This is a genomic window from Streptomyces sp. NBC_00154 (assembly GCF_026342835.1).
GTDB lineage: Bacteria > Actinomycetota > Actinomycetes > Streptomycetales > Streptomycetaceae > Streptomyces.
The window spans coordinates 7542017-7565195 of the sequence record NZ_JAPEMI010000001.1; the positions used below are offsets into that span (position 1 = coordinate 7542017).

At 69.1% G+C, this 23179-nt stretch carries 14 protein-coding genes and 3 pseudogenes; 8 read left to right on the plus strand and 9 right to left on the minus strand.

All coding sequences use genetic code 11. The features are described from left to right. Positions 1-713: 713 nt before the first annotated feature. The 3 genes and pseudogenes from OHA03_RS47885 to OHA03_RS33885 all read left to right on the plus strand — a co-directional run bounded on the left by OHA03_RS47885 (position 714) and on the right by OHA03_RS33885 (position 5851). Positions 714-1978 (plus strand): annotated as a pseudogene (locus tag OHA03_RS47885) (IS701 family transposase). Between the two features lie 175 nt (positions 1979-2153). After that, positions 2154-3680 (plus strand): MFS transporter, encoded by a 1527-nt coding sequence (locus OHA03_RS33880; protein ID WP_267007493.1) that lies wholly within the window; start codon positions 2154-2156, stop codon positions 3678-3680. Positions 3681-4270: 590 nt separating this feature from the next. Next, positions 4271-5851: an IS1182 family transposase gene (locus tag OHA03_RS33885; RefSeq protein ID WP_267008256.1), complete on the plus strand. Its 1581-nt coding sequence runs from the start codon at positions 4271-4273 to the stop codon at positions 5849-5851. A 59-nt stretch (positions 5852-5910) separates the two neighbouring features. On the opposite strand, the gene OHA03_RS33890 is transcribed toward OHA03_RS33885, so the two are convergent. From OHA03_RS33890 to OHA03_RS33905, 4 genes are all read right to left on the minus strand, one after another. Beyond that, the gene (locus OHA03_RS33890) at positions 5911-6573 is read right to left on the minus strand and encodes an NADPH-dependent F420 reductase (protein WP_267007494.1); all 663 of its coding nucleotides are present in this window, start codon (positions 6571-6573) and stop codon (positions 5911-5913) included. A gap of 933 nt (positions 6574-7506) precedes the next feature. Beyond that, entirely contained in the window at positions 7507-7881 is a 375-nt protein-coding gene (locus OHA03_RS33895; protein WP_267007495.1) for a hypothetical protein, read from the minus strand. A gap of 1012 nt (positions 7882-8893) precedes the next feature. Beyond that, positions 8894-9472 carry a TetR/AcrR family transcriptional regulator gene (locus OHA03_RS33900; RefSeq protein WP_267007496.1) on the minus strand — a complete coding sequence of 193 codons (579 nt, stop codon included), beginning with the start codon at positions 9470-9472 and terminating at the stop codon, positions 8894-8896. Positions 9473-9830: 358 nt separating this feature from the next. Next, entirely contained in the window at positions 9831-10280 is a 450-nt protein-coding gene (locus OHA03_RS33905; RefSeq protein ID WP_267007497.1) for a lipocalin-like domain-containing protein, read from the minus strand. 329 nt (positions 10281-10609) lie between these two features. On the opposite strand from OHA03_RS33905, the gene OHA03_RS33910 reads away from it, so the two are divergent. Together OHA03_RS33910 and OHA03_RS33915 are read left to right on the plus strand one after the other, a co-directional pair. Then, positions 10610-11239, plus strand: a complete 630-nt coding sequence (locus OHA03_RS33910) for an isochorismatase family cysteine hydrolase (RefSeq protein WP_267007498.1) — start codon at positions 10610-10612, stop codon at positions 11237-11239. A 1-nt stretch (position 11240) separates the two neighbouring features. After that, positions 11241-12818: an aldehyde dehydrogenase (NADP(+)) gene (locus OHA03_RS33915; RefSeq protein ID WP_267007499.1), complete on the plus strand. Its 1578-nt coding sequence runs from the start codon at positions 11241-11243 to the stop codon at positions 12816-12818. A gap of 231 nt (positions 12819-13049) precedes the next feature. Here OHA03_RS33915 and OHA03_RS33920 read toward each other — a convergent pair whose 3' ends face one another. Further along, a complete protein-coding gene (locus OHA03_RS33920; RefSeq protein WP_267007500.1) occupies positions 13050-15827 on the minus strand; it encodes a LuxR family transcriptional regulator in 2778 nt (925 codons plus the stop codon). Between the two features lie 207 nt (positions 15828-16034). Further along, a complete protein-coding gene (locus tag OHA03_RS33925; protein ID WP_267008257.1) occupies positions 16035-16706 on the minus strand; it encodes a pyridoxamine 5'-phosphate oxidase family protein in 672 nt (223 codons plus the stop codon). Between the two features lie 37 nt (positions 16707-16743). Between OHA03_RS33925 and OHA03_RS33930 the strand changes: the two genes are divergently transcribed. Continuing rightward, positions 16744-18075 (plus strand): aminotransferase class I/II-fold pyridoxal phosphate-dependent enzyme, encoded by a 1332-nt coding sequence (locus OHA03_RS33930; protein ID WP_267008258.1) that lies wholly within the window; start codon positions 16744-16746, stop codon positions 18073-18075. A 38-nt stretch (positions 18076-18113) separates the two neighbouring features. On the opposite strand, the pseudogene OHA03_RS33935 reads toward OHA03_RS33930, so the two are convergent. From OHA03_RS33935 to OHA03_RS33945, 3 genes and pseudogenes are all read right to left on the minus strand, one after another. Continuing rightward, positions 18114-18407: pseudogene (locus tag OHA03_RS33935) on the minus strand (alpha/beta hydrolase fold domain-containing protein); the annotation flags it as partial. Between the two features lie 266 nt (positions 18408-18673). Further along, positions 18674-19141 (minus strand): SsgA family sporulation/cell division regulator, encoded by a 468-nt coding sequence (locus OHA03_RS33940; protein WP_267007501.1) that lies wholly within the window; start codon positions 19139-19141, stop codon positions 18674-18676. A 424-nt stretch (positions 19142-19565) separates the two neighbouring features. Then, a pseudogene (locus tag OHA03_RS33945) lies at positions 19566-19904 on the minus strand (transposase); the annotation flags it as partial. Positions 19905-20232: 328 nt separating this feature from the next. On the opposite strand from OHA03_RS33945, the gene OHA03_RS33950 reads away from it, so the two are divergent. Further along, the gene (locus tag OHA03_RS33950; RefSeq protein ID WP_267007502.1) at positions 20233-21432 is read left to right on the plus strand and encodes an epoxide hydrolase family protein; all 1200 of its coding nucleotides are present in this window, start codon (positions 20233-20235) and stop codon (positions 21430-21432) included. Positions 21433-22662: 1230 nt separating this feature from the next. Then, complete coding sequence (locus OHA03_RS33955) at positions 22663-23067, plus strand: sigma factor-like helix-turn-helix DNA-binding protein (RefSeq protein ID WP_323181298.1); 405 nt, start codon at positions 22663-22665, stop codon at positions 23065-23067. Positions 23068-23179: the final 112 nt, after the last annotated feature.

Consider the following 23179-nt stretch of genomic DNA (forward strand, 5'->3'; position numbering starts at 1 on the left):
TGTACCCCGGCCCCGCCCGGACACCGAGATCCCCAGCGCACGACTGTGATCGTTGCGGTCAAAGACCGCTCAGGGTAGTGATCGGCTGCCGGCCCGGCCCCTCGGCGACACCGAGGGGCCGGGCGGAGGCTCCTGACATCGTGGGGAATTACCTGATAGCCGACAGGAGCTGCGGCGCCTGGCCCGCGAGCATGGCAGCGGACAGGCTCAGCAGGAGGTCGCTCTGGAGGTAATCCGGGACGCCATCCCTGATCTTGGGTGGGAATCCCGGCCTTCAGGCCGGGCGGGAAACGCATCCTGAGATTCGGAGCCGCGAAGCGGCGTAGTACGGTGCGATCCTGCTTCGGCAGCGGTCAGGGCTTGGCCGTCATGAAACCCCGTGGGGTCAAGTGAGAAGCCGCCTCGTTTACGAGGGGGAGGAGTCACAGCGGATGCCCGAGGCGCCCCACGATTCGGGAGACAGCCAGCGCGCCGGACTGTCCGGCCCCGGCTCGGTCGCCTGTGAGTGCGGCTACGGTTTGTGCGGCATATGGCCTCCGGAGCCCTCCGCGGACAGGACCCGGTCGGGTGTATCCCCCTCCACGTCGACTGGTGCGCCTCTCCAGTTGGGCATCGCTTCGTGGTGCTGTTTATCCGTTTGGACCCTAGTAGGGCTTGGTCAGGTCGGTTGTGGTGGTGCGTGTCCTGCAGGTCCGGTGTGGCGTTGAGAGTGTGTGACTCCGGACGAGATTGCTGTGGTGCGTGGCGAGTTGGAGACGTTCGCGGCGGAGGTGTTCGAGCCGTTTGCGCGAAAGGATCAGCGCCGGTGGGGGCAGGTATATCTGCGGGGGCTGCTGACCGACGGGCAGCGTAAGTCGGTCGAGCCGATGGCCGCCCGGCTCGGGGAGGACGGCAATCGTCAGGCACTGGCCAACTTCATCACCACCAGCCCCTGGGACCCCGCGCACATCCGGGCCCAGCTCGCCTGGCGGATGGAGGAGGCGATCGGGCCGGAGGCCCTGGTCTTCGACGACACCGGGTTTTTGAAGGACGGGACCGCCTCGGCGTGTGTGTCGCGGCAGTACACCGGCACCGCGGGCAAGGTCACCAACTGCCAGGTCGGCGTCTCACTCCACCTCGCGTCCGACCACGCCTCGGCGGCGGTCAACTGGCGGCTGTTCCTGCCCGGGACATGGGATCCCGCCTCACCGAAGGCCGATGCGGGCAAGGTCGCCCGCCGTGCCGCCTGCGGCATCCCGGACGATGTCGGGCATGTGGAGAAGTGGCAGCTGGCCCTGGACATGCTCGACGAGACCCGCTCCTGGGGGATCGAGGTGCCGCTGGCCGTCGCGGACGCCGGATACGGCGATGCCGCCGCGTTCCGGCACGGACTGCAGGCCCGCGGCCTGAACTACGTGGTGGGGATCTCCCCACGCTGTCGGCCCAGCCCGCCGGCGCGGTGCCGGTGGCCGAGCCGTACTCGGGGTCCGGACGGCCGCCGGTGGCGAAGTATCCCGACAAGCCGCGGCCGGTGAAGGAGCTGGTCATCGCGGCGGGCCGGAAGGCGGCCAGGCCGGTGCAGTGGCGGGAGGGCTCCCGGCCCGGCACCGGCCGCTCGGGCCGCAAGCGGATGTACTCCCGCTTCGTGGCCTTGCGCATCCGGCCTGCCGGACGCGAGGTCCGCCAGGCCACCGACGGCCCGGAACTGCCGGAGTGCTGGCTGCTGGCCGAATGGCCCGCCGGTGAGAGCGAGCCGGTGCAGTTCTGGCTGTCCGACCTGCCCTCCGGCATGCCTCTGACCACGCTGGTCCGGCTCGCCAAACTCCGCTGGCGCATCGAACACGACTACCGGGAGATGAAACAGGCCCTGGGACTTGCCCACTTCGAGGGCCGCACCTGGAACGGCTGGCACCACCACGTCACCCTCGTCTCCGTCGCGCACGCCTTCTGCACCCTGCAACGACTGGCCCGGGCCCCAAAAGACGCGGCGCCGGCCTGAGCCTCTACCAGGTCGTCCGCGAGCTGCAGATACTCCTCGCCCTCTGGACCGGTGCCTGCCCCACCTGCCACCGCAACATACCCACACCGATACGAACCTGACCAAGCCCTACTAGGTACCCGGCCTCGGCGCCCAGGGCGGCGACGCAGGCCGCCTTGTCAGGAGGCAGAGTCCTATGAGCCGAGGCGGAGAAGCAGTCACCGGAACAGTCACGACAAAGGTCCCCGCGAGACTGGACCGCCTGCCGTGGTCGCGATGGCACTGGATGATCGTGATCGGCCTGGGCACTGTCTGGATCCTCGACGGCCTGGAAGTCACCGTCGTCGGGAACATCGCCGGCCGGCTCTCCGAAGCCGGCAGCGGCCTGCCGATCAGCAGCGCTCAGGTCACGGGCGTCGCGGCAGCGCTCTACGTGGCGGGCGCCTGCTCCGGCGCTCTCTTCTTCGGCTGGCTCACGGACCGTCACGGCCGTAAGAAGCTCTTCCTGATCACTCTCACCGTCTACCTCGCGGCGACCGCGCTCACCGCCATCTCCTTCTCCGTCTGGTGGTTCTTCCTCTTCCGCTTCCTGACCGGGTTCGGTATCGGCGGCGAGTACGCGGCCATCAACTCCGCCATCGACGAGCTGATCCCCAGCAGGTTCCGGGGCCGCGTCGACCTGATCATCAATGGCAGTTACTGGCTGGGTGCGATGGGTGGTGCTCTCCTGTCGGTCCTCGCACTCGATACCGACATCTTCCCCAAGGATGTCGGCTGGCGGCTGACGTTCGCCCTCGGCGTCGTTCTGGGACTGGTCATCCTTCTGGTACGCCGTCATGTGCCGGAAAGCCCGCGGTGGATGTTCATCCACGGACAGTCCGAGGGGGCGGAGAAGCTCGTCGACGAGGTGGAAAGGGAGATCGAGGAGGAGACGGGCCGCCCGCTCCCCGAGGCGGAGAGCGAGATCACTGTCGAACAGCGACGCAGCGTCGGCTTCATCGAGATCGGGAAGACCGTCTTCCGTGACTATCCCAAGCGTGCGACGCTCGGCTTCGCGCTCTTCGTCGGACAGGCGTTCCTCTACAACGCGATCACTTTCGGCTTCGGCTCGATCCTGGTCACGTTCTTCGACGTCTCCACCGGAACAACCGGCTACTTCTTCGCCGCCATCGCGTTCTGCAACTTCCTGGGCCCCCTGCTCCTGGGCCGTCTCTTCGACACCTGGGGCCGCCGGCCGATGATCGCGGGGACCTACATCCTCTCCGGAGCCTTGCTGTTCCTCACTGCCTGGCTGTTCGATGCCGGACGGCTCGACGCCATCACGATGACGCTGTGCTGGTGCGTCGTCCTCTTCTTCGCGTCGGCGGGTGCGAGTTCGGCCTACCTCACGGTCAGTGAGATCTTCCCGATGGAGACACGAGCCATGGCGATCGCCTTCTTCTACGCCATCGGGACGGCGACCGGCGGTATCTCCGGCCCCCTGCTCTTCGCGGGCCTGACACAGAGCGGAGTCGTCGGGGACGCCGCTCTCGCGTTCAGTGTGGGGGCGGCCCTGATGGTGATCGCGGGCCTGGTGGCCGTCTTCTTCGCAGTGGCCGCAGAACAGAAGCCGCTGGAACATATCGCTGCGCCGCTTTCGGCGGTCACGTCACAGGACCGCGCTCTGCGCCACGCAGCCGACGAGAAGAAGCCGGGGTCCCCGCCGGGCGCACCAGCGGGGTGACGCCCCCTCAGGCAGACGATCCAGCGACCCGGCGCTCGCACCTGGCTCCGTCCGCATCGTCCTGGGAACGGGTCGTCGCCGGACATCGACGGCCACGTAATTCCCCACCAGCAGCACCAACCTTCCCGCCCAAACGTTCGAGCGGAAGGTGCCGCCTCAAGCGCCTACGGCGCGGCGCTGACTCGGCTCGGTCCCACCAGCCTTCGCCGGTCTGCCGGCGCTGCACCCCTTCCAGGAAGCCCCAGGGCCTGTCCGCGGGAACCGGGGCGGCTCCGACGCCCGCGACCATCCACACGGTGCCGCGCTGCGGTCCCTGCTACGCCCTCACCATGACCAAGCGCCTCAACTGCTCCCCGCACCCGCGGGGATGGCGGGCAACCGACGAAGCCCGCCGGGCCCTTGTGCGCGCCACCGAGTTCACCTACCAGGCACGACCCAAGATCCCCGAGCAGGCCTCACGTTCCCGAACTGGGAACCCACTGCCTCGTCAGAGACGACGAACACGCCGCGAACACGCCCTAGAAGACTCATGAAGATCTTGGGTTCTGGCCCTGCCGCGTGAGCGGCAGGGCCAGACTCGTCTTGTGGCGATGGGCGAGTGGATCGGCGAGAGCGTCGGGCCGGACGTGTGGGAGACGTGTCGGGATCTGATTCCGGCTGGGAGTGTGTTCGCGTTCTTGGCCGAGCATCGAGGTCGGCTGTTTCCGGCTGAAATGTTCGCGGACATGTATCCGTCGGCGAACGGGCGGCCCAGTATGCCGCCGCAGATCCTGGCCGCCGTAATCACGCTGCAGGCCCTGCACGGGCTGTCGGACTTTGAGACGGTCCAAGAACTGCGGTGCGACCTGCGGTGGAAGGCCGCGTGCGGACTGGGCCTGCACGACATGGCGTTCGATCCGTCGCTGCTGGCCTACTTCCGCCGCCGACTGGCCCGTTCCGCCCGGCCGAACCGGGTGTTCGAGGCCGTGCGTGAGGTGGTGAAGGCAACCGGGGTCCTGAAGGGCAAGCACCGCCGGGCGCTGGACTCCACCGTGCTGGACGACGCGGTCGCCACTCAGGACACGGTCACCCAACTCATCGCCGCCGTCCGGGCAGTGATCCGCGAGGTTCCCGGTGCCGAAACGGTCGCCGCCGCCCAGTGCACCGCCCACGACTACACCGACCCGGGCAAACCGAAGATTGCCTGGAACGATGAACAGGCCCGCGCCGAGCTGGTCGACGCGCTGGTCACGGACGCGCTGCGGCTACTGGGCCACCTGCCCGACCAACAACTCGGCGAGAAAGCCGCGAACGCGGTGGGCATCCTGGCCCTGATCGCCGGCCAGGACGTCGAGCCCGCCGATGAATCCGACGGCCGCGACGGCCGCTGGCGCATTACGCGGGGCACCGCCCCAGGCCGGATGGTCTCCACCGTCGATCCGGAAGCCCGGCACGTCCACAAGACCCGCAGCCACCAGCAGGACGGCTTCAAGGCCCACTTGGCCATCGAGCCCGAGACCGGCTTATACACCGCCGTCGCCCTGCGGCCCGGCGCCGGGCCCGAGCACCACGAGGCGGCCGTCGGCCTGGACCTGCTCGCCGACGAGGACACCCCGGTGGACGCCTTCGGCGACACCGCCTACTCCACCGGCGACGCCCGCCAGGCCCTCCACAAGGCCGGGCACCAACTCTTCCTCAAACCCGCCCCGCTGCGGCCGGCCGTCCCTGGCGGCTTCACCCTCGACGACTTCACGATCGACACCACCGCCGCCACCGTGACCTGCCCCGCCGGACACACCGTCGGCCTGTCCGAGCCCGGTGGCCGACACCACCAGCGCAAGGCCACCTTCAAGGATCTGTGCACCGGATGCCCCTTGCGCCAGCGGTGCACCAAAGCCAAGGCCGGACGCATCCTGACCATCCGCCCGCACCACGACCTCCAAGCAGCCGCCCGCCACCAGGCTGCCACCGACCCCGCCTGGCAGGCCGACTACCGCCGCTGGAGACCCCCGGTCGAACGCACCGTCGCTTGGCTCGTCCACCACGGCAACCGCAAACTCCGCTACCGCGGCACCCTCAAGAACGACGCCTGGCTCCACACCCGAGCCGCCGCCCTCAACCTCCGCCGACTGATCAACCTCGGACTCACCCACACCAGCGGAGCCTGGCACCTCGCCCCGGCCAGCGCATGACCAAAGGGGCCGCCGGCCTAGCGGCCGGACAGCCCCTCACCAAGATCTTCATGAGTCTTCTAGGCCCGGAAGTCCGACCTGCGCTCGGGTGAGGCGTCAGCGAGAGCCTTCGTCACGCCGTCGACGTCGGCGCGGAGCCCGTAGACCGGGCTGCCGGGCTGCTGGCGCCAGGAGTCGTCGATGCCGCCGGCGTCGACGGTGTCGAAGCCGAGTTCATCGATCAGAGCGCGGACCCTCGCCTTGGCGGTCTCGTCGTCCGAGGCGACGGGCAGCGCGATCCGCTCGGGGTGCCCGGCCGGCCGCGGCATGGCGAGGATGTCCTGGGCGAGGGTGCCGTTGAACGCCTTGACGACCGGATGGCCGAGGTTCTGCTCGGTCCAGCGGCTCTCGGTCAGGCCGTCGTCCTCGATCGCGGCGATCCGTCCGTCGCGCTCCTTGGGGTAGTAGTTGCCGGTGTCGATGACGGCGAACCCCTCGGCCGCGCCGTCGAAGAGGCCGGAGGGCAGGCCGGGGACCCTCCTGAGCGGGATGGTCACCACGACGATTTCCGCGCCGCGGGCGGCTTCGGCGGCAGTGACCGGGGTGGCACCGGTCTCCTCGGCCAGGTCGGCCAAGGTCTCAGGGCCACGGGAGTTGGCCACGGACACGTCGTGCCCGAGCGCGGTGAGGCGACGGGTGAGATTGCCGCCGATATTGCCTGCTCCGATGATGCCGATCTTCATGAGCTGCCCTTCGAGAGTGGTTCGGTGTCCGGCGTCGGCATCCAGCGTCGGTCAGACGGGGCTGCTGAGCGCGTCGAACTCGCCGTCGGTGAGGGTGATGAGCGCGGACACCGGTGTGCGCCGAGGACGCCGGCCGCGCGGGGCCTGCCCCAGGGCCTGTCCGGCCGTTCATGTGACTACTTCACATCCGGATGGTTGTTGTGGACATGGGGCGAGGCGATCCGACGGATGCCGAGTGGGAACGGCTGAGGCCGTTCCTGCCGGAAGGTTGCGGTCGTTCGTAGCTGTTGATGTCGGAGGTGAATGTCAGCGGAACGGCATCGGGCGGTCCGCGAGCCGGCTCATCCGGCTGAGTAGCCCCCAGTCGTGCACCGACGAGGCGGGAAGCGATCAGCTCGTCCGCCGCCGGCACGGATGCTGCGAGGTGCGGTCTTCTGCTCACTTGGTCGGAGCCTGTCGGACGACTGGACGAAGACCGCGTCGGCGGTGTGATCTACGAACGAATCCCGTCCGGGCTCCGCGCCTGGAGCGTCCTGCATCACGGCAGAGCCGCATGCAGATCGACCGTGCACTTCGGGTTGTCAGCTGAGCCAGTGGCGCCAGCGAGCTGCCGGCGGCTCGCAACGTCCTGACGCGACCAGGTCCTGGTAGGCACGTTCGTCCAATTCACCCCAGGTCACTTCCTCCCCGCCCTCGGGGAGCGGCTGTCCGTCACCGTCAGCAAATGCGGAAACAGTGACCTCGCAGTCAGGAGGACGTACGGTCTGGGTGGCGTACCACCCAAACGCAACGACGGCGACGACGGAGCAGGCCAGCAGTATTCGGCCGCGATGGTTGTTCACCAGCCGCATCGTAGGACACCCGTACGACTTCCCACCTCGGGTGCCGCCCGCCAACTACTGTCCTGAGTCAGAGATTCTCCGACTCAGGTAACTAGCGGGTCAGCGTCTCGAAGCCGACATCTCCGCAGTACTGCACGATGCGCCCCTCCGCCTCGGAGTCACTGTTGTTCATCGCTGCCACCGTCGCCTCCGCCAAGGTGCGGCCTCCGCCGACGGCCTCGTCCCGGAGCGGTCGCATCGCGAGGAAGGCGTCCTGAGCGACGGCCCCGACCTCGTCGTACCCTGACGACTCCGGCGTGTCCGTGCCCGCCGCGTTCCGCGCCTTCTGCCACGCCCCCAGCTGCGTGCAGTAGTTCTCCCGCTGCGCGGTCAGCCGCTCCTCGTCCTTGGCCTCGGACGAGGAACACCCCGCCGCCACCGTCACCAGGGCGAGGACCGGGACTATCGCCTTAAGTACACGCACCACGTTGCCCCCGGCTGAAACTGCGCCCGATCGTCCCTGTCACCTGCAACTCAGGCAGCAGGATACCCGCGTGGGATACCCGGGGAATCTCCCCAGCAGTACTGCCCTGTTGCTGACCGGCTACGGACTCTCGGCCTGGTTGCCCGCTGCCGCAGCGCCTCCGGTGAACTGTCATCTCCGGTCCCGCACAGCAGCCGCTGCCGCCTCGAATCGGCCGAGCCCGACGTGCGGACGACCGACCGACAGCGAGGGTCCTTGGGATCGGACGAGGGCACCATGACTCGCTGAGCGGTGCTGCTGCGACTCGCTGAGCGGTGCTGCTGCGCAGCATTCGCATGACGTTGCCAGTCGTCGCCGTAGAGGGTTCACAACTGCTGGGCACACAAGCCGCTTTGGCAAACATGGGCACGATTGAGTGAACGGTGTGACGGTCTGTGGGCATGGCTGGCGGGGTGTGCGTAATGTTCTCGGTGCGATCTGGGACGCCGGGTGTGGCGTCAGCGGTCGGGGCCCCCGTGTCACCAGCGAGATGGTTCGGGGCCTCCCCGTCGCCTCTGGCTACACCCATATGGCCAGGTCGTGAGGGATTCCGCCCACTTGGGACGGACCGCATACGGGATATGCGTCGCCGACCGGGACGCGAAAGCGGAGGACCAGCGCGCCCAAAACCGTTCGGGGCGCGCCGGTGAGCCAGGACTCACTCCTGCTCACTGCCCAGGAACGGTGCGCATCACCTCGTTTCCCATCCCTGCGGCCGGCAAGGCGCGCAGCCGTGGCCGGGAGACCACGCGCAGAGCCCAGTCGGCAGCCCGGTGGCGGTCTTGCCAGGCAGGTTCCTGGGGCGGACACGACCGTCGCACTGGTGATCGCCGGGAGCAACAACTCCTGCTCAGGAACCGACCGCTGAGCGCGGAGCGCCGCGCCGCGGGCGCGGCGGGAGGGCCGGGGGTGGGGATGGGCAGCGGGCGGCCCGCGCCCTGATGGCGTCGGCCCTGGGGCAGTGGGATGCGTTCGGTCAGGCCTTCACGGGCGTGCGCTTGAGCCGCGCGGCGACCGTCTGCAGAAGCTGATCGGAGAGTTCGGGGTCGGCAACCGCCCGCGACATCAGCAGGGCGCCGACCATCGCACTCAGCGTGAGCATGGCGTCGGCCTGCACCTCATCGGAGTCGCCGCCCGCCGTCTCGCTGATGAGTTCCAGATAGCCTCGCACCTGCTTTTCGTACGCCTCCTTCATCTCGGCTTCGCCGCGCCCTGCCGAGGCGCCGAGCGTCACCACTGCGCAGCCCGTTCCGGGAGTATCACGGTGGCGGGCGCTGAGGTAGGAGTCGATCAGTCCCGTGCGGGGCTCCTCGCGGTTCCGACGGGCGGCGTCCGCCATCTTGCTCTCCCCATCGGCCAGGGCGAGGGCCGCAGCCTGATTCATCAGGTCGTCGCGCGAGGCGAAGTGCTTGTAGAACCCGCCGTGGGTCAGACCGGCCTCGTTCATCAGCTCCGCGACGCCCGGGCGGGTCAGCCCCTCCTCGCGGATACGGCGAGCGGCGATCCGTAGGACCCGCTCACGCGACTCCGCCTTGGCTGCCTGGGAGTGACCCATTTCAAGACCTCCCGATCTGCGACAGACTGCACCGAGCAAATGTGGATGACGGTCATCATACATCCTGATCGGGAATGCAGCCTCCCTCGCGACGGTCACGAGCGCACCATCCGACGCTCACGCTGTTGCTCGGGTGGGGTGACTGCGTTCAGGCACCCGGCGGCGAGGCCCGGCCGAGTCCGGTCCGGCAGGGCGAGGAGTGCGATTCGGCCGGGCCGGTGCCGCCTTGAGTGATCCACGCACCCACTCGTGCTCCCGGGCTGTCGCGCCGGCCGCGGCCGCACAGCGGTGAAGCCGAGGGTGCCTCGGACGCCTCACACACGCCATCCGGTACACGCGAAGTGCGACGGGGTGACCGTCACTGCGCGCGCTTCCAGATGAGGACGCCCGTGCGGCGGGCGCCCCGGATCAGGGCGGGCTCGGGCAGGGTCAGCCGGAGCCTGTTGCCGTCCCAGTCGGCGACCCGGGCCAGGGTGGTGCCCACCCAGTTGGGAAACAGGCTGAGTTCGACGTGGTGGACCACGAAGTCGTCTTCGGGAACCTCGTAGGTCCCTCCATAGGCCATATAGCCGTCGGCCGCCGTGGCCAGTTCCTCGGGCAGCCCCTCCTCGAGGCGCCCCTGTCGGAAACGGGGCCGCAGCGGACGCATGATCTGGGCCGACATGTGGCCACTGGGTGTGTACGTGATGAGGCCCTGGGGCTGCGGGCCGAAGGGCTCGATGACGTTGCCGTCGTCGACGGCGGTGGCCTTGTACGACACCAGGCGCCAGGCGCCGACAAGGGCCTTGCGCAGTTCATCGGGATTCATGTGGTTCCTCACTGGTATTTGACGCTTGCGAGGCGCCGTCTGCCGGTCGCCGCCCGGGGCGCTTCGAGGGGCGATAGGGCGACGAGGAGGCGCATGGCGCCGAATCCTCGGCACCGTCCCTCCGGCGGCCGTCGAGCCAGGGGGCAATCGGGGGCGCGCTCACGCCGCCCGCAGGCGCGTCGCCGCAGGGTTCCGGTGGCGACGTCATTGTGGATGATGCTCATCATACAGATGACCTCACGCCAAGCGCCTCCCTTTGACATTCAGGATGACGTCAATCATCCTGAATGTGGATGATGACAGTCATCCACGCTAGAGAAGGACGCACCATGACGGACACCTACGACCCCACCCGCACCGCGGTCCTGCTGGTCGACCCCTACAACGACTTCCTGTCCGAGGGGGGCAAGATCTGGCCGGCGGTCCGGCAGGTGGCCACCGACGTCGGCCTGCTGGACAACCTGCGCGCCGTCGTCGCCGCCGGCCGCCAGGCGGAGCTGCAGATCGCCTTCGTCCCCCACCGCCGCTGGCACGAAGGCGACTACGAGGACTGGGACCACCCCAACCCCACCCAGCAGCTGATACAGCAGCGCCACAGCTTCGCGCTGGGCACCTGGGGAGGCGAGTTCCACCAGGACCTCCAGCCCGCCGACGGTGACGTGATCGTCCAGGAGCACTGGGCGCAGAGCGGTTTCGCCAACACCGATCTGGACTTCCAGCTCAAGCAGCACGGCATCACCCATGTGATCGTCATCGGCCTGCTCGCCAACACCTGCATCGAATCCACCGGCCGTTACGCGATGGAGCTCGGCTACCACGTGACCCTCGTCCGCGACGCCACCGCCGCGTTCATGCCCGAGATGATGCACGCCGCCCACGAACTCAACGGCCCCACCTACGCCCACACCATCACCACCACCGCAGAACTGCTGCGGACGCTGGACAACGGAGAGTACTGAGATGGCACTGACCGGAGACATGCTGATCGGCTCGTCGAACGTCCCGGCATCCGCCGGCACGATGAAGGCACTCAACCCCGCAACGGGCGAGCACATCGGACCGGAGTTCGCGCTCGGCGGCCCGGCCGAGGTCGACCGTGCCGCGCGCCTGGCCGACGAGGCCTTCGACAGCTACAACCGCACCGGCCTCAAGGAACGCGCAGCGTTCCTCGAGCTGATCGCGGACCGGCTGGACGGGATCAACCAGGAGCTGGCCGAGCGGGCGGCACTGGAGACCGGCCTGCCCGCAGCGCAACTTCAGGGCGAGGCGGCCAAGGCCGCCTCCCAGTTCCGGCAGTTCGCCGACGTGGTCCGCGAGGGCCGCTTCCGCGACGCCACCGTCGACCCGGCGCAGCCTGAGCGGCATCCGCGGCCGCGGATGGACCACCGCATGCAGAAGATCGCTATCGGGCCGGTCGCCATCTTCGGCGCGAGCAACTTCCCCATCTCCTACTCCATCGCCGGCGGCGACACCGCCTCCGCGCTGGCCGCGGGCGCCCCAGTCATCCTCAAGGCCCACAACGCCCACCCGGGCGCCTCGGAGCTGCAGGCGCGCGCCATCCGGAGCGCGGTCGTCGACTCCGGGCTGCATGAGGGAGTGTTCTCCATGGTGCGGGGGGCGGGCAACGAGATCGGTGAGGCGCTGGTGGACCACCCGCTGATCAAGGCGGTGACCTTCACCGGTTCCGAGGGCGGTGGCATGGCGCTGTACCGGCGGGCCCAGCTGCGCCCCGACCCGATCCCGGTCTTCGCCGAGATGACCAGCGTCAACCCCACCTTCATCCTGCCCGCGGCGCTCGCAGCACGCGGCGCCGAGGCCGGCGACGGTTTCGCCGAGCGCATGCTCGTCAACGTCGGCCAGGCCTGCCTCAAACCGGCCATCCTGCTCGCTGTCGACGGTCCGGGCTACGCCGAGATGCGCGACGCGGCCAGAGCACGGGTGAACGCCATGGGCGCGCGCACCATGCTGACCCCGGGCATCCACGACGCATACGACCAAGGCGCGCAGCGGCTGCGCGAGTCCGGCGCCGAGACCCTCACCGAGGGCCCGGAGCCCCAGGGCTCCTGGGAGGGCCGCTCGCGGCTGCTCGAGGTCGACGGGGAGCGGTTCCTGGCAGATCCCGGCCTGTCCGAGGAGGTCTTCGGACCGGCCGCGGTCCTGGTCCGCCTGACCGGCATGGCCCAGCTCCTCGAGGTGGCCCGGACATTCCGCGGTCAGCTGTCGGCGACGATGCACCTCGACGAGGCCGACCACAGTGACGCCGCGCGCCTGCTGCCGATCCTGGAGCGCCGTACCGGCCGGATCGTGGTGAACGCGTTCGCCCACCCGCAGGAGGTCGGACACGCCACCATCCACGGCGGCCCCTTCCCGGCCACCACCGACAGCCGCTTCACCTCGGTCGGCATGACGTCGATCGACCGTTTCCTGCGACCCGTCACCTACCAGGGCTTCCCTGACGCGCTGCTGCCGGACGCACTGGCCGCGGACAACCCCCTGGGGCTGCGGCGGCTGGTCGACGGGCACCCCACCCAGGACTGACGCACCCGTTCCGCCAGTTGCCCTGCAAGCGACCGCCCGCGATTCCCGCCACACCGGAGGCGGTACTCGTGGTCCGGTGCAACGGGCAGGGTCCCGTCGCGACCACCGCCCCTGCGGTCGTCACCGCCCCCGAGAGGCGACTGCTCGCTCCCCAGCGCGCGCACCCCGTCGGGGGCCTGCCCCGTGCTTCTGCTCGCACCGGCCTCGCACCCGCTCCGAGTTTGAGGGGGATCAGGATTCCAGGGCGTCTCGCAGCATGGCGCGGGAGGTGATGCCCAACTTCGGGTAGATCTGGTAGAGATGGGCGCCGACGGTCCGGTGGGAGAGGAACAGGCGCTCCGCTACCTGCTTGTTGGTCAGGCCGGAGGCGGCGAGCCGGGCTATTTCCAGTTCCTGGGGGGTGAGCGTATGTGCTGTGGAAGCCCCGGGTCGGCGCCTGCCGGAGCCGGCGGCCCGCAGTTCCGTCTCGGCGCGTTCGACCCATGGACGGGCCCCGAGGTGTTCGAATGTGGACAGTGCGGCGCTGAGGGGTCCTCTGGATTCTGTGGTTGCCCTGACGCGTCGCAATCGTTCGCCGTAGGCGAGTTGGACGCGGGCGAAGTCGAACATCCACCGCTCAGCGCCCGCGACCGCCAGGGCTTTCGTGAACAGTGCGAGGGCCTCGTCGTCGTCGGTGGTGGCCAGGGCGGCGCAGGCCTCCATGAGCAGGGCGTGGCGTGAGGAGATCCTGGCCACGTCGGCTTCCCGCATCGCGCGTACATGGGCGGCGGCCTCCTTCTGCTTGTTGGTCCGGACGGCGGCTTCGACCAGGTCCATCGTCGCCCACAGGGCGTGCGGCGCGTGCGAGGCGAGGGTCCCCGCGGGGCTGATGGCGGCTGCGTGCTCGTATGCGTTGGCGAAGTCACCGCGTCCCAGGGCTGCCACGGCTGCCGCGTGATGGGCATAGTGCGCGGCACAGAACGCCCTGCGGCGCGTCGCCCAGTGGATGACGCCCTCGGCTGTCGCGTCCGCTCGGTCCGCGTCCCCGCGGGCGCCGGCGAGGAGGGCCTGGACGTACAGGAAGTACCAGGCGAAGGCGGTGTAGCCGTGTGTTTCGCACAGCTGGACCCCCTCGTCGGCCAGTTGCGCCGCCTCGTCCCACATTCCGGTGAGGTAGTCGTCCAGGCACAGGTGGATCAGTCCGGCCAGGTGCCGGCGGGCCGGCCCGCCGTCGCGTCCCATGCGGACCATCCGCCACTGTGCTTCGCGGACATCTCCCAGCCGGTCGACATAGAGGGCCGCCGAACCGGTCCGCTGCATCGGGACGGGGTCGGTCATCTCGGCCAACTCCGCCACGAGGTGGTCGAGTTCCTCCGTGGCCGCGGCACCGGTGCGTGCCGGGTCGGAGAACGTTTTGCCCAGCGCGGACAGGACCACGGGCACCTCGGGCGTCAGCTTCTCCAGCGCCCGGTAGTACGGCTGCCACAGATCGTGCCGGGCACCGAAGAAGCAGACCAGCGCAAGCGCGTGAAGCGCGTCCACGAGCGCCTTGTCGTCGGCGTCGTACGCGTGGGTTCCGGCTTCGATCGCGTCGACCAGCAGACGGTGGGCCGTGTCGACATCGCTGTCGCCGTTGAGGATGAGAACGGCAGTGGTTGCCGCCGAGTGCAGGCAGCTCTGTGAACCCGGGGCCGTGTGCCTGGCGTCGTCGAGGAGTTTTTGGGCGCTGGGCAGCGCGCCGGTGGATTCGGCGCCGACGTAGGCCGCCTCCGCAAGCCGGCGGGCGCGGTCGGGCCCGGGAGGGGTGAGGTCTGCGGACCGGATCAGTGTGCGCATGCTGCCCGCGGCGTCACCGCGGCGCAGAGTGATCCGGGCGGCGTGCTCCAGCAGGGCGGCCACGTTCTCGTCCGGTTCCAGGGTCGCCTCGCCCAGGTGCCAGGCCCGTCGTTCGGGCTGGTCCACCAGGACATGGGCGAGCGCGGCGTGCACCGCACGCCGTTCGCCGCTGGTGGAGTTCTCCACCACTGCCGAGCGGATGAGGGGGTGACGGAACCTCAGCCGTCGCCCTCCCTCGTCGATGTGGACCAGTTGGTCGCGTTCGGCAGGTGCCAGGTCGTCCAGGTCGTATCCGTCGTTCGCCTGCCGCGTGGCCGCCTGCAGCACTCCGAGGTCGCCTACACCTTCCAGTGCGGCCAGCAGCAGAAGGCGCTGCGACGGCTGCGGCAGACTTGTGATCCGGGAGCCGAAGACTGTCTCCAGGCGCCGGCTGAGCGGCAGCACGGCGGGGACATCGCCGGCCGGGCCCCGCATCGCGGGCAGGGCGGACGGCAACTCCAGCAGGGCCAGTGGGTTGCCATGCGCCACGGTCAGCAGGCGCCGGCGGGCACTGGCGACCAGGTTCGGGAACCTTGTACTGACCAGGTGGTCAGCCGACGCTTCGTCCAACGGCTGCAGCTGGTATTCGGGCAGGACACCGCTGTCGTGCAGGCTCTGCGAACCGGAACGCGATGTGGCGAGAAAGCTCACGCGGATGCCGGTTGCCCGGCGCGCGACGAAACCCAGCACGGCCGCACTCGCCCGGTCGAGCCAGGGCAGGTCGTCGATGAGCAGGAGAAGCGGGTCACCGGCCGCCACCTTCTGCAGCAGGAGCAGGACGGCGTTGGAGACCATGAGCCGTTCCGGCGGTGAGCCGCTTTCGAAACCGAGCGCGACGCGCAGGGCGTCGCGGAAGGGCGCCTGCAGTTCGCCGAGCGCGTCCTGGAAGGGAAAGAGGACCTGGTTGAGACCCGAGTAGCTGCAGTTCGCCTCGAACTCCACACCACCGGCGCGCAGAACCCGGGTTCCCTCCGCCCGGGCCGCCTCGGCCAGAGCGTCCAGCACGGCCGTCTTCCCGACGCCCGCTTCCCCCGACAGCAGAAGTGCGCCGCCTGCGGCTCCGATGCCGAGAAGGGCACGGATCCGCTGAAGGTCGCGGTCCCGGCCGATCAGGCGGTCGGCCGTGCCGCGCGCGGGGGAGTGACTGCCGATCATTACACGCTCTCATTGCTGTTCGCGGGCCTGGGGGGTGGGCCGGGCGAGGTGGGCGACGGCCTCGCGTTGCTGCGCACCGTGGGCGATGTGCAGCAGCTGGGCGAAGGACGGCCGGCCGGGTGAAGTCGTGCGCAGTGAGTCAGTCCTGCCATGCGCTGTCGTCGACGGCGGCGTCCCGGGGACGGATGATTGTGCGCGGGACTTCTTTCAGCGTTCCGTGAGGTAGCCGGGGACGGTGATCGACGGGGCGAGGTCGTCGGCGGGCACAGGCTCCCCGTAGGTACGCGTCACGGGCAGCACGCCCGTCCAGTGGGGGAGGGCGAGGTCTTCGGGGTCGTCGTTGGGGTCACCGGTGCGCACCTTGGCGGAGACCTCGTGGAGGTCGAGGGCGACGACGGCGGTGGCGGCCAGTTCCTTGACGTTCGCGGGGCGGGAGTCTGCGGCACGGCCGGGCACGATGTGGTCGATCAGGGCGTCCAGGGCGGCCGAGCGTTCGGCGGGGTCGGTGACCTGGCGGGCGACGCCGTGCACGACCACGCAGCGGTAGTTGATCGAGTGATGGATCGCGGACCGGGCCAGCACGAGCCCGTCCACGTGCGTGACGGTCAGGCACACGGCGAGCCCGGTGTCCTCGCCGGCGCCGCGCAGCGGCCGGGAGCCGGCGGAGCCGTGCACGTAGAGCCGTTCCCCGACGCGGGCGTACAGGGTCGGCAGCACGACCGGGGCGCCGTCACGGACGAAGCCGAGGTGGCAGAGGTAGTCCGCGTCGAGAATCGCGTGCACCAGCTCGCGGTCGTACGAGGCGTGCCTGCGGATGCGGGTCGGGACAGTGCGGTCCGTAGCGGCGTACGCATCGCTGACGGAGGGCGGGGAAGATATAGCGCAATCCTTTTGAACTAGTGCATAATGGATGTTTGTGATAGGAGAGTACACGTTTACGGGTCGGGGCGCGGCGGAGATCGCGGCGAGCGTCGAGCAGGCCATCGGACAGGGCACGCTTGCGCCGGGCACCGCGCTGCCACCGCTGCGGGAGCTCGCCACCGAACTCGGCGTCAACCCCAACACCGTCGCCGCCGCCTACCGCCTGCTGCGCGACCGCGGCGTCATCGAGACCGCGGGCCGGCGCGGCAGCCGCGTGCGGCCGCGCCCCGCCACCACCGCGCACGACGAGATCCGCCTGGAGGTGCCGCCCGGAACACGGGACCTCTCCGCCGGCAACCCGGACACCGCGCTGCTACCCCCACTCGGCGAGGCACTGGCCGAGGCCGCCGCCCGGCACGCCCGACAGCCCATGCTGTACGGCCACGCCCCGGTCGATGACGAGCTCGGCCGCCTGGCCCGCGCCGCCTTCGACGCCGACGGCGTCCCCGACGGCCCGGTCGGACTCACCTCCGGATCGCTCGACGCCATGGAGCGCGCGCTCCTTGCCCACCTGCGCCCTGGCGACGCGGTGGCGGTGGAGGACCCGGGCTGGGGCAGCCTCTTCGACCTCGTCCCCGCCCTCGGACTGCGGCCGATCCCGGTCGGCGTCGACGACGACGGCCCCCTGCCCCACGACGTGGAGCGGGCGCTTGGGCAAGGCGCACGGGCACTGATCGTCACCGACCGCGGCCAGAACCCCACCGGCGCCACGATCTCGGCCACCCGCGCCCGCGACCTGCGCGCCATCCTCACCGGCCACCCGCAGGTCCTCGTCATCGACGACGACCACGTGCACGGACTCACCGAACTACCGCTCCACCCGCTCGCCGGCAGCACACAACACTGGATGCTCGTCCGCTCGACAGCCAAGGCCTACGGCCCCGACCTGCGCCTGGCCGCCCTCACCGGCGACCCCCTCACCGTCGACCGGGTCCGCGGCCGCTACCGCCTCGGCCCCGGCTGGGTCAGCCACCTGATCCAGCACACCGTGACCCATCTGTGGCGCACCGACGCCGTGGACATCGCGGCGGTGTCCGCCGCCTACGCCGCGCGGCGCGACGGTCTCGTACGGGCACTGGCCGACCGCGGCGTCACGGCCTACGGCCGCAGCAGCATGAACGTCTGGGTACCGGTCCCCGACGAGACCGGGGCGGTGACCCGGCTGCTGCAGGCCGGCTGGGCGGTCGCACCCGGCGCGCGCTTCCGGCTCTCCTCGCCGCCCGGCATCCGTATCACCATCTCGCCTCTCACCGTGGACGAGGTGCCGACCCTGGCCGACGCCGTCGCCGCCGCGATCCGCCCACACCGCACCGGACGCTTCGGCTGACGGACGACACAACCGGGACTCACCCTGGCCACTCCCACAGCGCGGAGCTTCACCCCATACGCCTCACCTCCGTCCCGCAGGACATCGGCCCCCGCGGCGATGACAAGCGCCGGAAACAGACCGGCGAGCTGCTCCTCAGCGGCCGCAGCGCACTTACGGAGCTCCGCGCGGTGCACTCGTGCCTCGTTGTACTGCTCCCGGAACCACTGCATGGCGTCGCGGCGCACAGGACAGCCCCGGGCAAACGGAGCGAAGGCAGTGGCACACGCACATGAATTCAATGCAGGTGGACGACGCCCAGCGATCACCAAGACCGCTGCTTGCGTCCACACTCCTGCGGCAGCGTCTGTGCATCAGTCATGTGACTGAGAACCCTCGGTGCACTTTCGACACGCCATCGCCGCGGATGCTGAAACCACTGCCGCCAATCACACGCCGATGTCGTTGCCCCGGCCACCCTGGCTGACCGTAAGCACCCGCGGCCGGGGACACTGCCCCGCTTGTCCCTGCCCCGACGAGCGCGGCTCCGCCACCAAGGGCGATCTCATACGAGATATGCCCCTGCGCACCCTGACCTCTGCGCTCCATGGCTCCTGATTCAGGGCTGATCCCGCTTCCCCTCGACAAGGGCAGCCACACCGGCGTCCCAGTCGACCTGGCAGAACTCCGTGCCAGGATGAACCAGATCGAAGGTCTCCATCAGCCATTCCTCCAGCTGCCCTCGATCCATCTCGAGAAGGCATGACCGGCCATGTCCCTCCAGCCTCATGTACACCACACGGCGTCCGTGGACGACCGACGGCCACAACCGTACGTCCCCCATGCCACTCGGTTCCTCAGTGCCGTCGAAGAGCAGGTCACGCGAGACTGTCCACGTGACCACACCACCCCCTGGCAGGCGCAGTTCCAACAGCACGACAAGAGGATCCGCCTCGGTGTAATGAAGTTCTGCCTCGAGCGGGAGACGGATCGACGGCCAGAGAACCCTGTTGATACGCAGACGCAGCGAGCGCATGCAGGAGTCAGACCGGTCACGAGCCGAAAGGCCTGGCTTCTTGAGTGGCATGGGGCGGCGCCCCTTTCAGGATGCGGGAGTGTTCCATCTACCTTGACCGTCAGGGCCCATCCTGGGCATCAGTCAGCTGACTGAAGACCGTGTCCTATGTACTGAGATGGGCGACGGCCGGGCATGAGAGGAACGCCTGAGCCCTGACCACAGACTTGATTCCGAAGTGATCGCTCCAGAGTTTTTGCTCAGGCATGGGATGACCGCCGGTCTGCCCGGCTTCTCCGCTTGATCGCAGGCCCCGGGCCCTCTCGGGCAGGCCGCGGCCAAGGCGCTGGTCACGGTTGCGCGGGTGCTGACTCCAAGGCCGGCGCTCGGGCCGGTATGGATGAGGCACGGGCAGAGCGGGCCAGGGGACAGGGTGGCGCAGGCACTGCAAGCGTTCATGGCATGGGAGCTGTGGGCCGAAGACGCGCCTATTTTTCGCCCGGACGTGGGAGCCGTCCGCGCAGACGCGCGACCAGTCGAGCTCGCCGGCCGCGTTCAATTCCGCGAGCAGGATCTCGTGCAGCCGTTGCCAGCGACCGGCCTCGTGCCAGTCCCGCAGCCGCCGCCAGCACGTCATGCCCGAGCTGAAGCCCAGGTTCAGCGGCAGGTACTTCCACTGGATCCCGGTGTGCAGCATGTACAGGATCCTGCACAGCACCTTCCGGTCCGGCAACGGCTTGCGACCTGGATACCGAAAGCGCCGCTCACGCTGCGGCAGCAGCGGCTCAAGACGGTCCCACAGCTCATCCGACACGATCCACGGCGATGTCCCCACACCAGGCCGAATGCTCAACTCCCGCCCCGGACAAGACCATCAGGGCCGATCCACCTCTTTGTGTCAGCCGTTCTAAGTCGCATGACTGGCTGCGGCACCAGTGAGATGCCGTGTCAGGTTACCGAGGAAGAACGACATCACCTCTGCGGAATCTAGGTCACATTCCGGATTACCGAGGCGGCATCCCACGCCCAATATTGGAACTGCGCCGGAAAGCGGGATCGGGTCACCCGACCCTGCACCGGCGGGGGAGACGACTCGCGAATATGTCTGCGAGCTCAGTTTCGAAGCCTCCTCCTGCAACTAACTAGACATCAAGGAGACCAACATGTCTGTTACCCCTGACCAGCACGCGATCCGTCCGTTCACGTTCGAGTTCCCGGAGGCGGAGCTCGAGGCGCTGCGTGCACGCATCGAGGCGACGCGCTTTCCTGAAAAGGAGACTGTCGCGGACCATTCGCAGGGCGTGCCGCTGGAGACGATGCGGGAACTCGCGCGGTATTGGGCGTCGGAGTACGACTGGCGCAAGGTCGAGGCGAAGCTGAAGGCCCTGCCGCACTTCATCACCGAGATCGACGGGCTGGACATCCACTTCATCCACGTCCGTTCCAAGCACGAGAATGCCCTGCCGCTGATCGTCACGCACGGATGGCCGGGTTCGGTCATCGAGCAGCTGAAGATCATCGAGCCGCTCACCAACCCGACCGAGCATGGCGGCGACGCCTCGGATGCCTTCCACCTGGTGATCCCGTCGATGCCGGGCTACGGGTTCTCGGGCAAGCCGGCCGAGGGCGGCTGGGACGCCGAGCACATCGCGCGTGCCTGGGGCGAGCTGATGAAGCGTCTGGGCTACACGAAGTACGTGGCGCAGGGCGGCGACTGGGGTGCGATCATCTCGGACCTCATGGGTGTGCAGGAGCCCGAGGGGCTGGCGGGCATCCACGTCAACCTGCCCGGCACGGTTCCGCCCGCCATCGAGCAGGCGCTCGCGGTCGGCAACCCGCTGCCCTGCGATGTCGTTCTGGCGAACGATGAGGAGAAGCGCGCGGTCGAGCAGGTCGGCCACCTGTACCAGAACATCGCCCAGTTCCTCATGATGGCCTCGCGCCCGCAGTCGCTGGCCGCCCTCGCGGATTCGCCCGTCGGCCTGGCGGCCTACCTGCTCGACCATGACGCGCCCAGCCTGGAGATGATCTCCCGGGCCTTCGCCGGACAGACCGAAGGCCTCACCCGGGACGACGTCCTGGACAACATCACGCTCTTCTGGCTGACGAACACGGGCATATCCGCGGCGCGTCTCTATGCGGAGAACAAGACCCCGTTCCTCGGTGCCAAGGGCGTCAAGCTCCCGGTCGCCGTGAGTGTCTTCCCCGACGAGGTCTACCAGGCCCCGAAGAGCTGGGCCGAGCAGGCGTACCCGAACCTCGTCCACTACAACCAGCTCCCCGAGGGCGGCCACTTCGCCGCCTGGGAGCAGCCGGAGCAGCTCGTGAACGAGGTCCGCGCGGGCTTCCGGTCCCTCCGGTAACTCGTCGTCCACAAACGACGGCACGGCTCTGACTTGCCGGGGCGGTCGAGCGGCTCCCCTTCGAGTCACTCGACCGCCCCGAGTCATGCAGCCACACGGTGCATCCCGAGCGGTGACCTTTCCGAGTACCTGCACATCAACACGTGGCTCCCGGCCGACGGAGAGGCCGCTCCGCCGCCCGGGAGCAGCCGGAGCTCCTTGTGAACGAGGTACGCGCGGGCTTTTGTGCCCTGCGCTAACCGGCCGCGCCCTACTGCTTGCACAGGCCGTAGCACAGCCGGGCGGCCGGGCGGCTCGACACCGAGCCACTCGGCCACCCCCGAGCACGCGGCCACACCGGCACCGCGTGCACGAGCACCCCGGGCGCCCGCACGTCAACCGCCAGCCCCTGGCCGGCGAGGAGCCGATCGGACCTGAGAGTGCCGCGCTCGACCAAGCCGGCGGAAGTACCGCCTGCCGGTGCGCGATGCTCAACGGGTGCCTCGGGAAACGTTCAACCCGAGCACGTTCCTCACGGCCTGATGTTCCCGCAAGGGCACATGGCGTGATCGTCGAGGAGCACGGCGCGGCTTGCTCCGGTACGGCCGTCCGTACCGGCCCGTGGACGAGCCGGTCCGCGAGCTGACGCTGCAACGTCAGTGCGCGAATCCGGCGCCGAGGCTTGCCTGTTGCCCTACGGGCAGCCGGAGACCGCGGCCTACCCGATCGACTTTCCTGTCGCCGAATGCCCGGTGGCCAGGCTTCCTGCAGGTCCGTCCTGTGCCGCAGGAAGAATTCTGTTTCCATTCTGGAGAACACCATGCCTTCGTCGATATTTCTGACTGTCGACGCCCCGTGGCGGCCAGTGGCCGCCGATCGCGCGAAGGGCCGGCACCGTGGGGGAGCGGCGTCCGAACGCGTGTGGGACCTCAGGATTCCCGGACACGGGCGGCATCGCTGTCCGGCCGTTCACGATCCCTCAGGGATGCAGACGTGAACCGGACCACCTGCCGCACCGGGCACCTCGGCCAGGACCGTTGTACGGGCGAGGGGAACGGTGAGAGCGGGAGCGGGCACCGAAGCCCACAGAGAACCTTCACGGCTGCCGAACTCGCACGGTTCGAGCGCGAGGCCATGCCGTTGCTGGACCGGTTGTACGCAGCCGCGACACAGATGACATGCACCAGCGCCCACGCGGAAGACCTGGTCCAGCAGACGTATCTTCGAACTCTCGACGCGTTCGGGTCGTGCGTGGAGATCACCGACCTCAGGGTTTGGATGTTCCGGATCTTGGACGACAGCGCGCTCGGAGTCCGCGGCGAGCGGCAGTGCCTGCCGAACTTCGACTGTTCGACAGGACAGGCCCGCGGCCGGTGGCCCGGAGGGCAACGCCCGAACATCCCTGTTCCGCGTACGCCCGGAGTTCAGGCCCTGGAGCGGCTGCCCGACCATGATGTGACGGCCGCGCTTCTGCAACTTCCGCGGGCGCTGAGGATGGTTGTGTACCTGGCTGACGTCGAGGACTTTTCCCCCATGGAGATCGCGGAGATCCTGGGCTTCTCCTTGAGTACCGTGACATCGCGCTTGCGCCACGGACGTCTACGTTTGGTTCAGATGCTCGCCGACGCCGCATGCCGGCGTGGCTTCTTCGATTGACGACGGCCTCGGGGCTCCTACGAACGGGCTGCCCGCGGACACTTTCCCGCGATGTGCCTGTCGGCAGGACCGAAGGAACCGCTCGGCCGCCTCCCACCGCAACCGCTCACCG

Bases quoted from the DNA above. Each gene is read 5' to 3' on its own strand.
- OHA03_RS33880 (WP_267007493.1), top strand. From the start codon at position 2,154: ATGAGCCGAGGCGGAGAAGCAGTCACCGGAACAGTCACGACAAAGGTC.
- OHA03_RS33885 (WP_267008256.1), top strand. From the start codon at position 4,271: ATGGGCGAGTGGATCGGCGAGAGCGTCGGGCCGGACGTGTGGGAGACG.
- OHA03_RS33890 (WP_267007494.1), bottom strand. From the start codon at position 6,573: ATGAAGATCGGCATCATCGGAGCAGGCAATATCGGCGGCAATCTCACC.
- OHA03_RS33900 (WP_267007496.1), bottom strand. From the start codon at position 9,472: ATGGGTCACTCCCAGGCAGCCAAGGCGGAGTCGCGTGAGCGGGTCCTA.
- OHA03_RS33905 (WP_267007497.1), bottom strand. From the start codon at position 10,280: ATGAATCCCGATGAACTGCGCAAGGCCCTTGTCGGCGCCTGGCGCCTG.
- OHA03_RS33910 (WP_267007498.1), top strand. From the start codon at position 10,610: ATGACGGACACCTACGACCCCACCCGCACCGCGGTCCTGCTGGTCGAC.
- OHA03_RS33915 (WP_267007499.1), top strand. From the start codon at position 11,241: ATGGCACTGACCGGAGACATGCTGATCGGCTCGTCGAACGTCCCGGCA.
- OHA03_RS33920 (WP_267007500.1), bottom strand. From the start codon at position 15,827: ATGATCGGCAGTCACTCCCCCGCGCGCGGCACGGCCGACCGCCTGATC.
- OHA03_RS33940 (WP_267007501.1), bottom strand. From the start codon at position 19,141: ATGCCACTCAAGAAGCCAGGCCTTTCGGCTCGTGACCGGTCTGACTCC.
- OHA03_RS33950 (WP_267007502.1), top strand. From the start codon at position 20,233: ATGTCTGTTACCCCTGACCAGCACGCGATCCGTCCGTTCACGTTCGAG.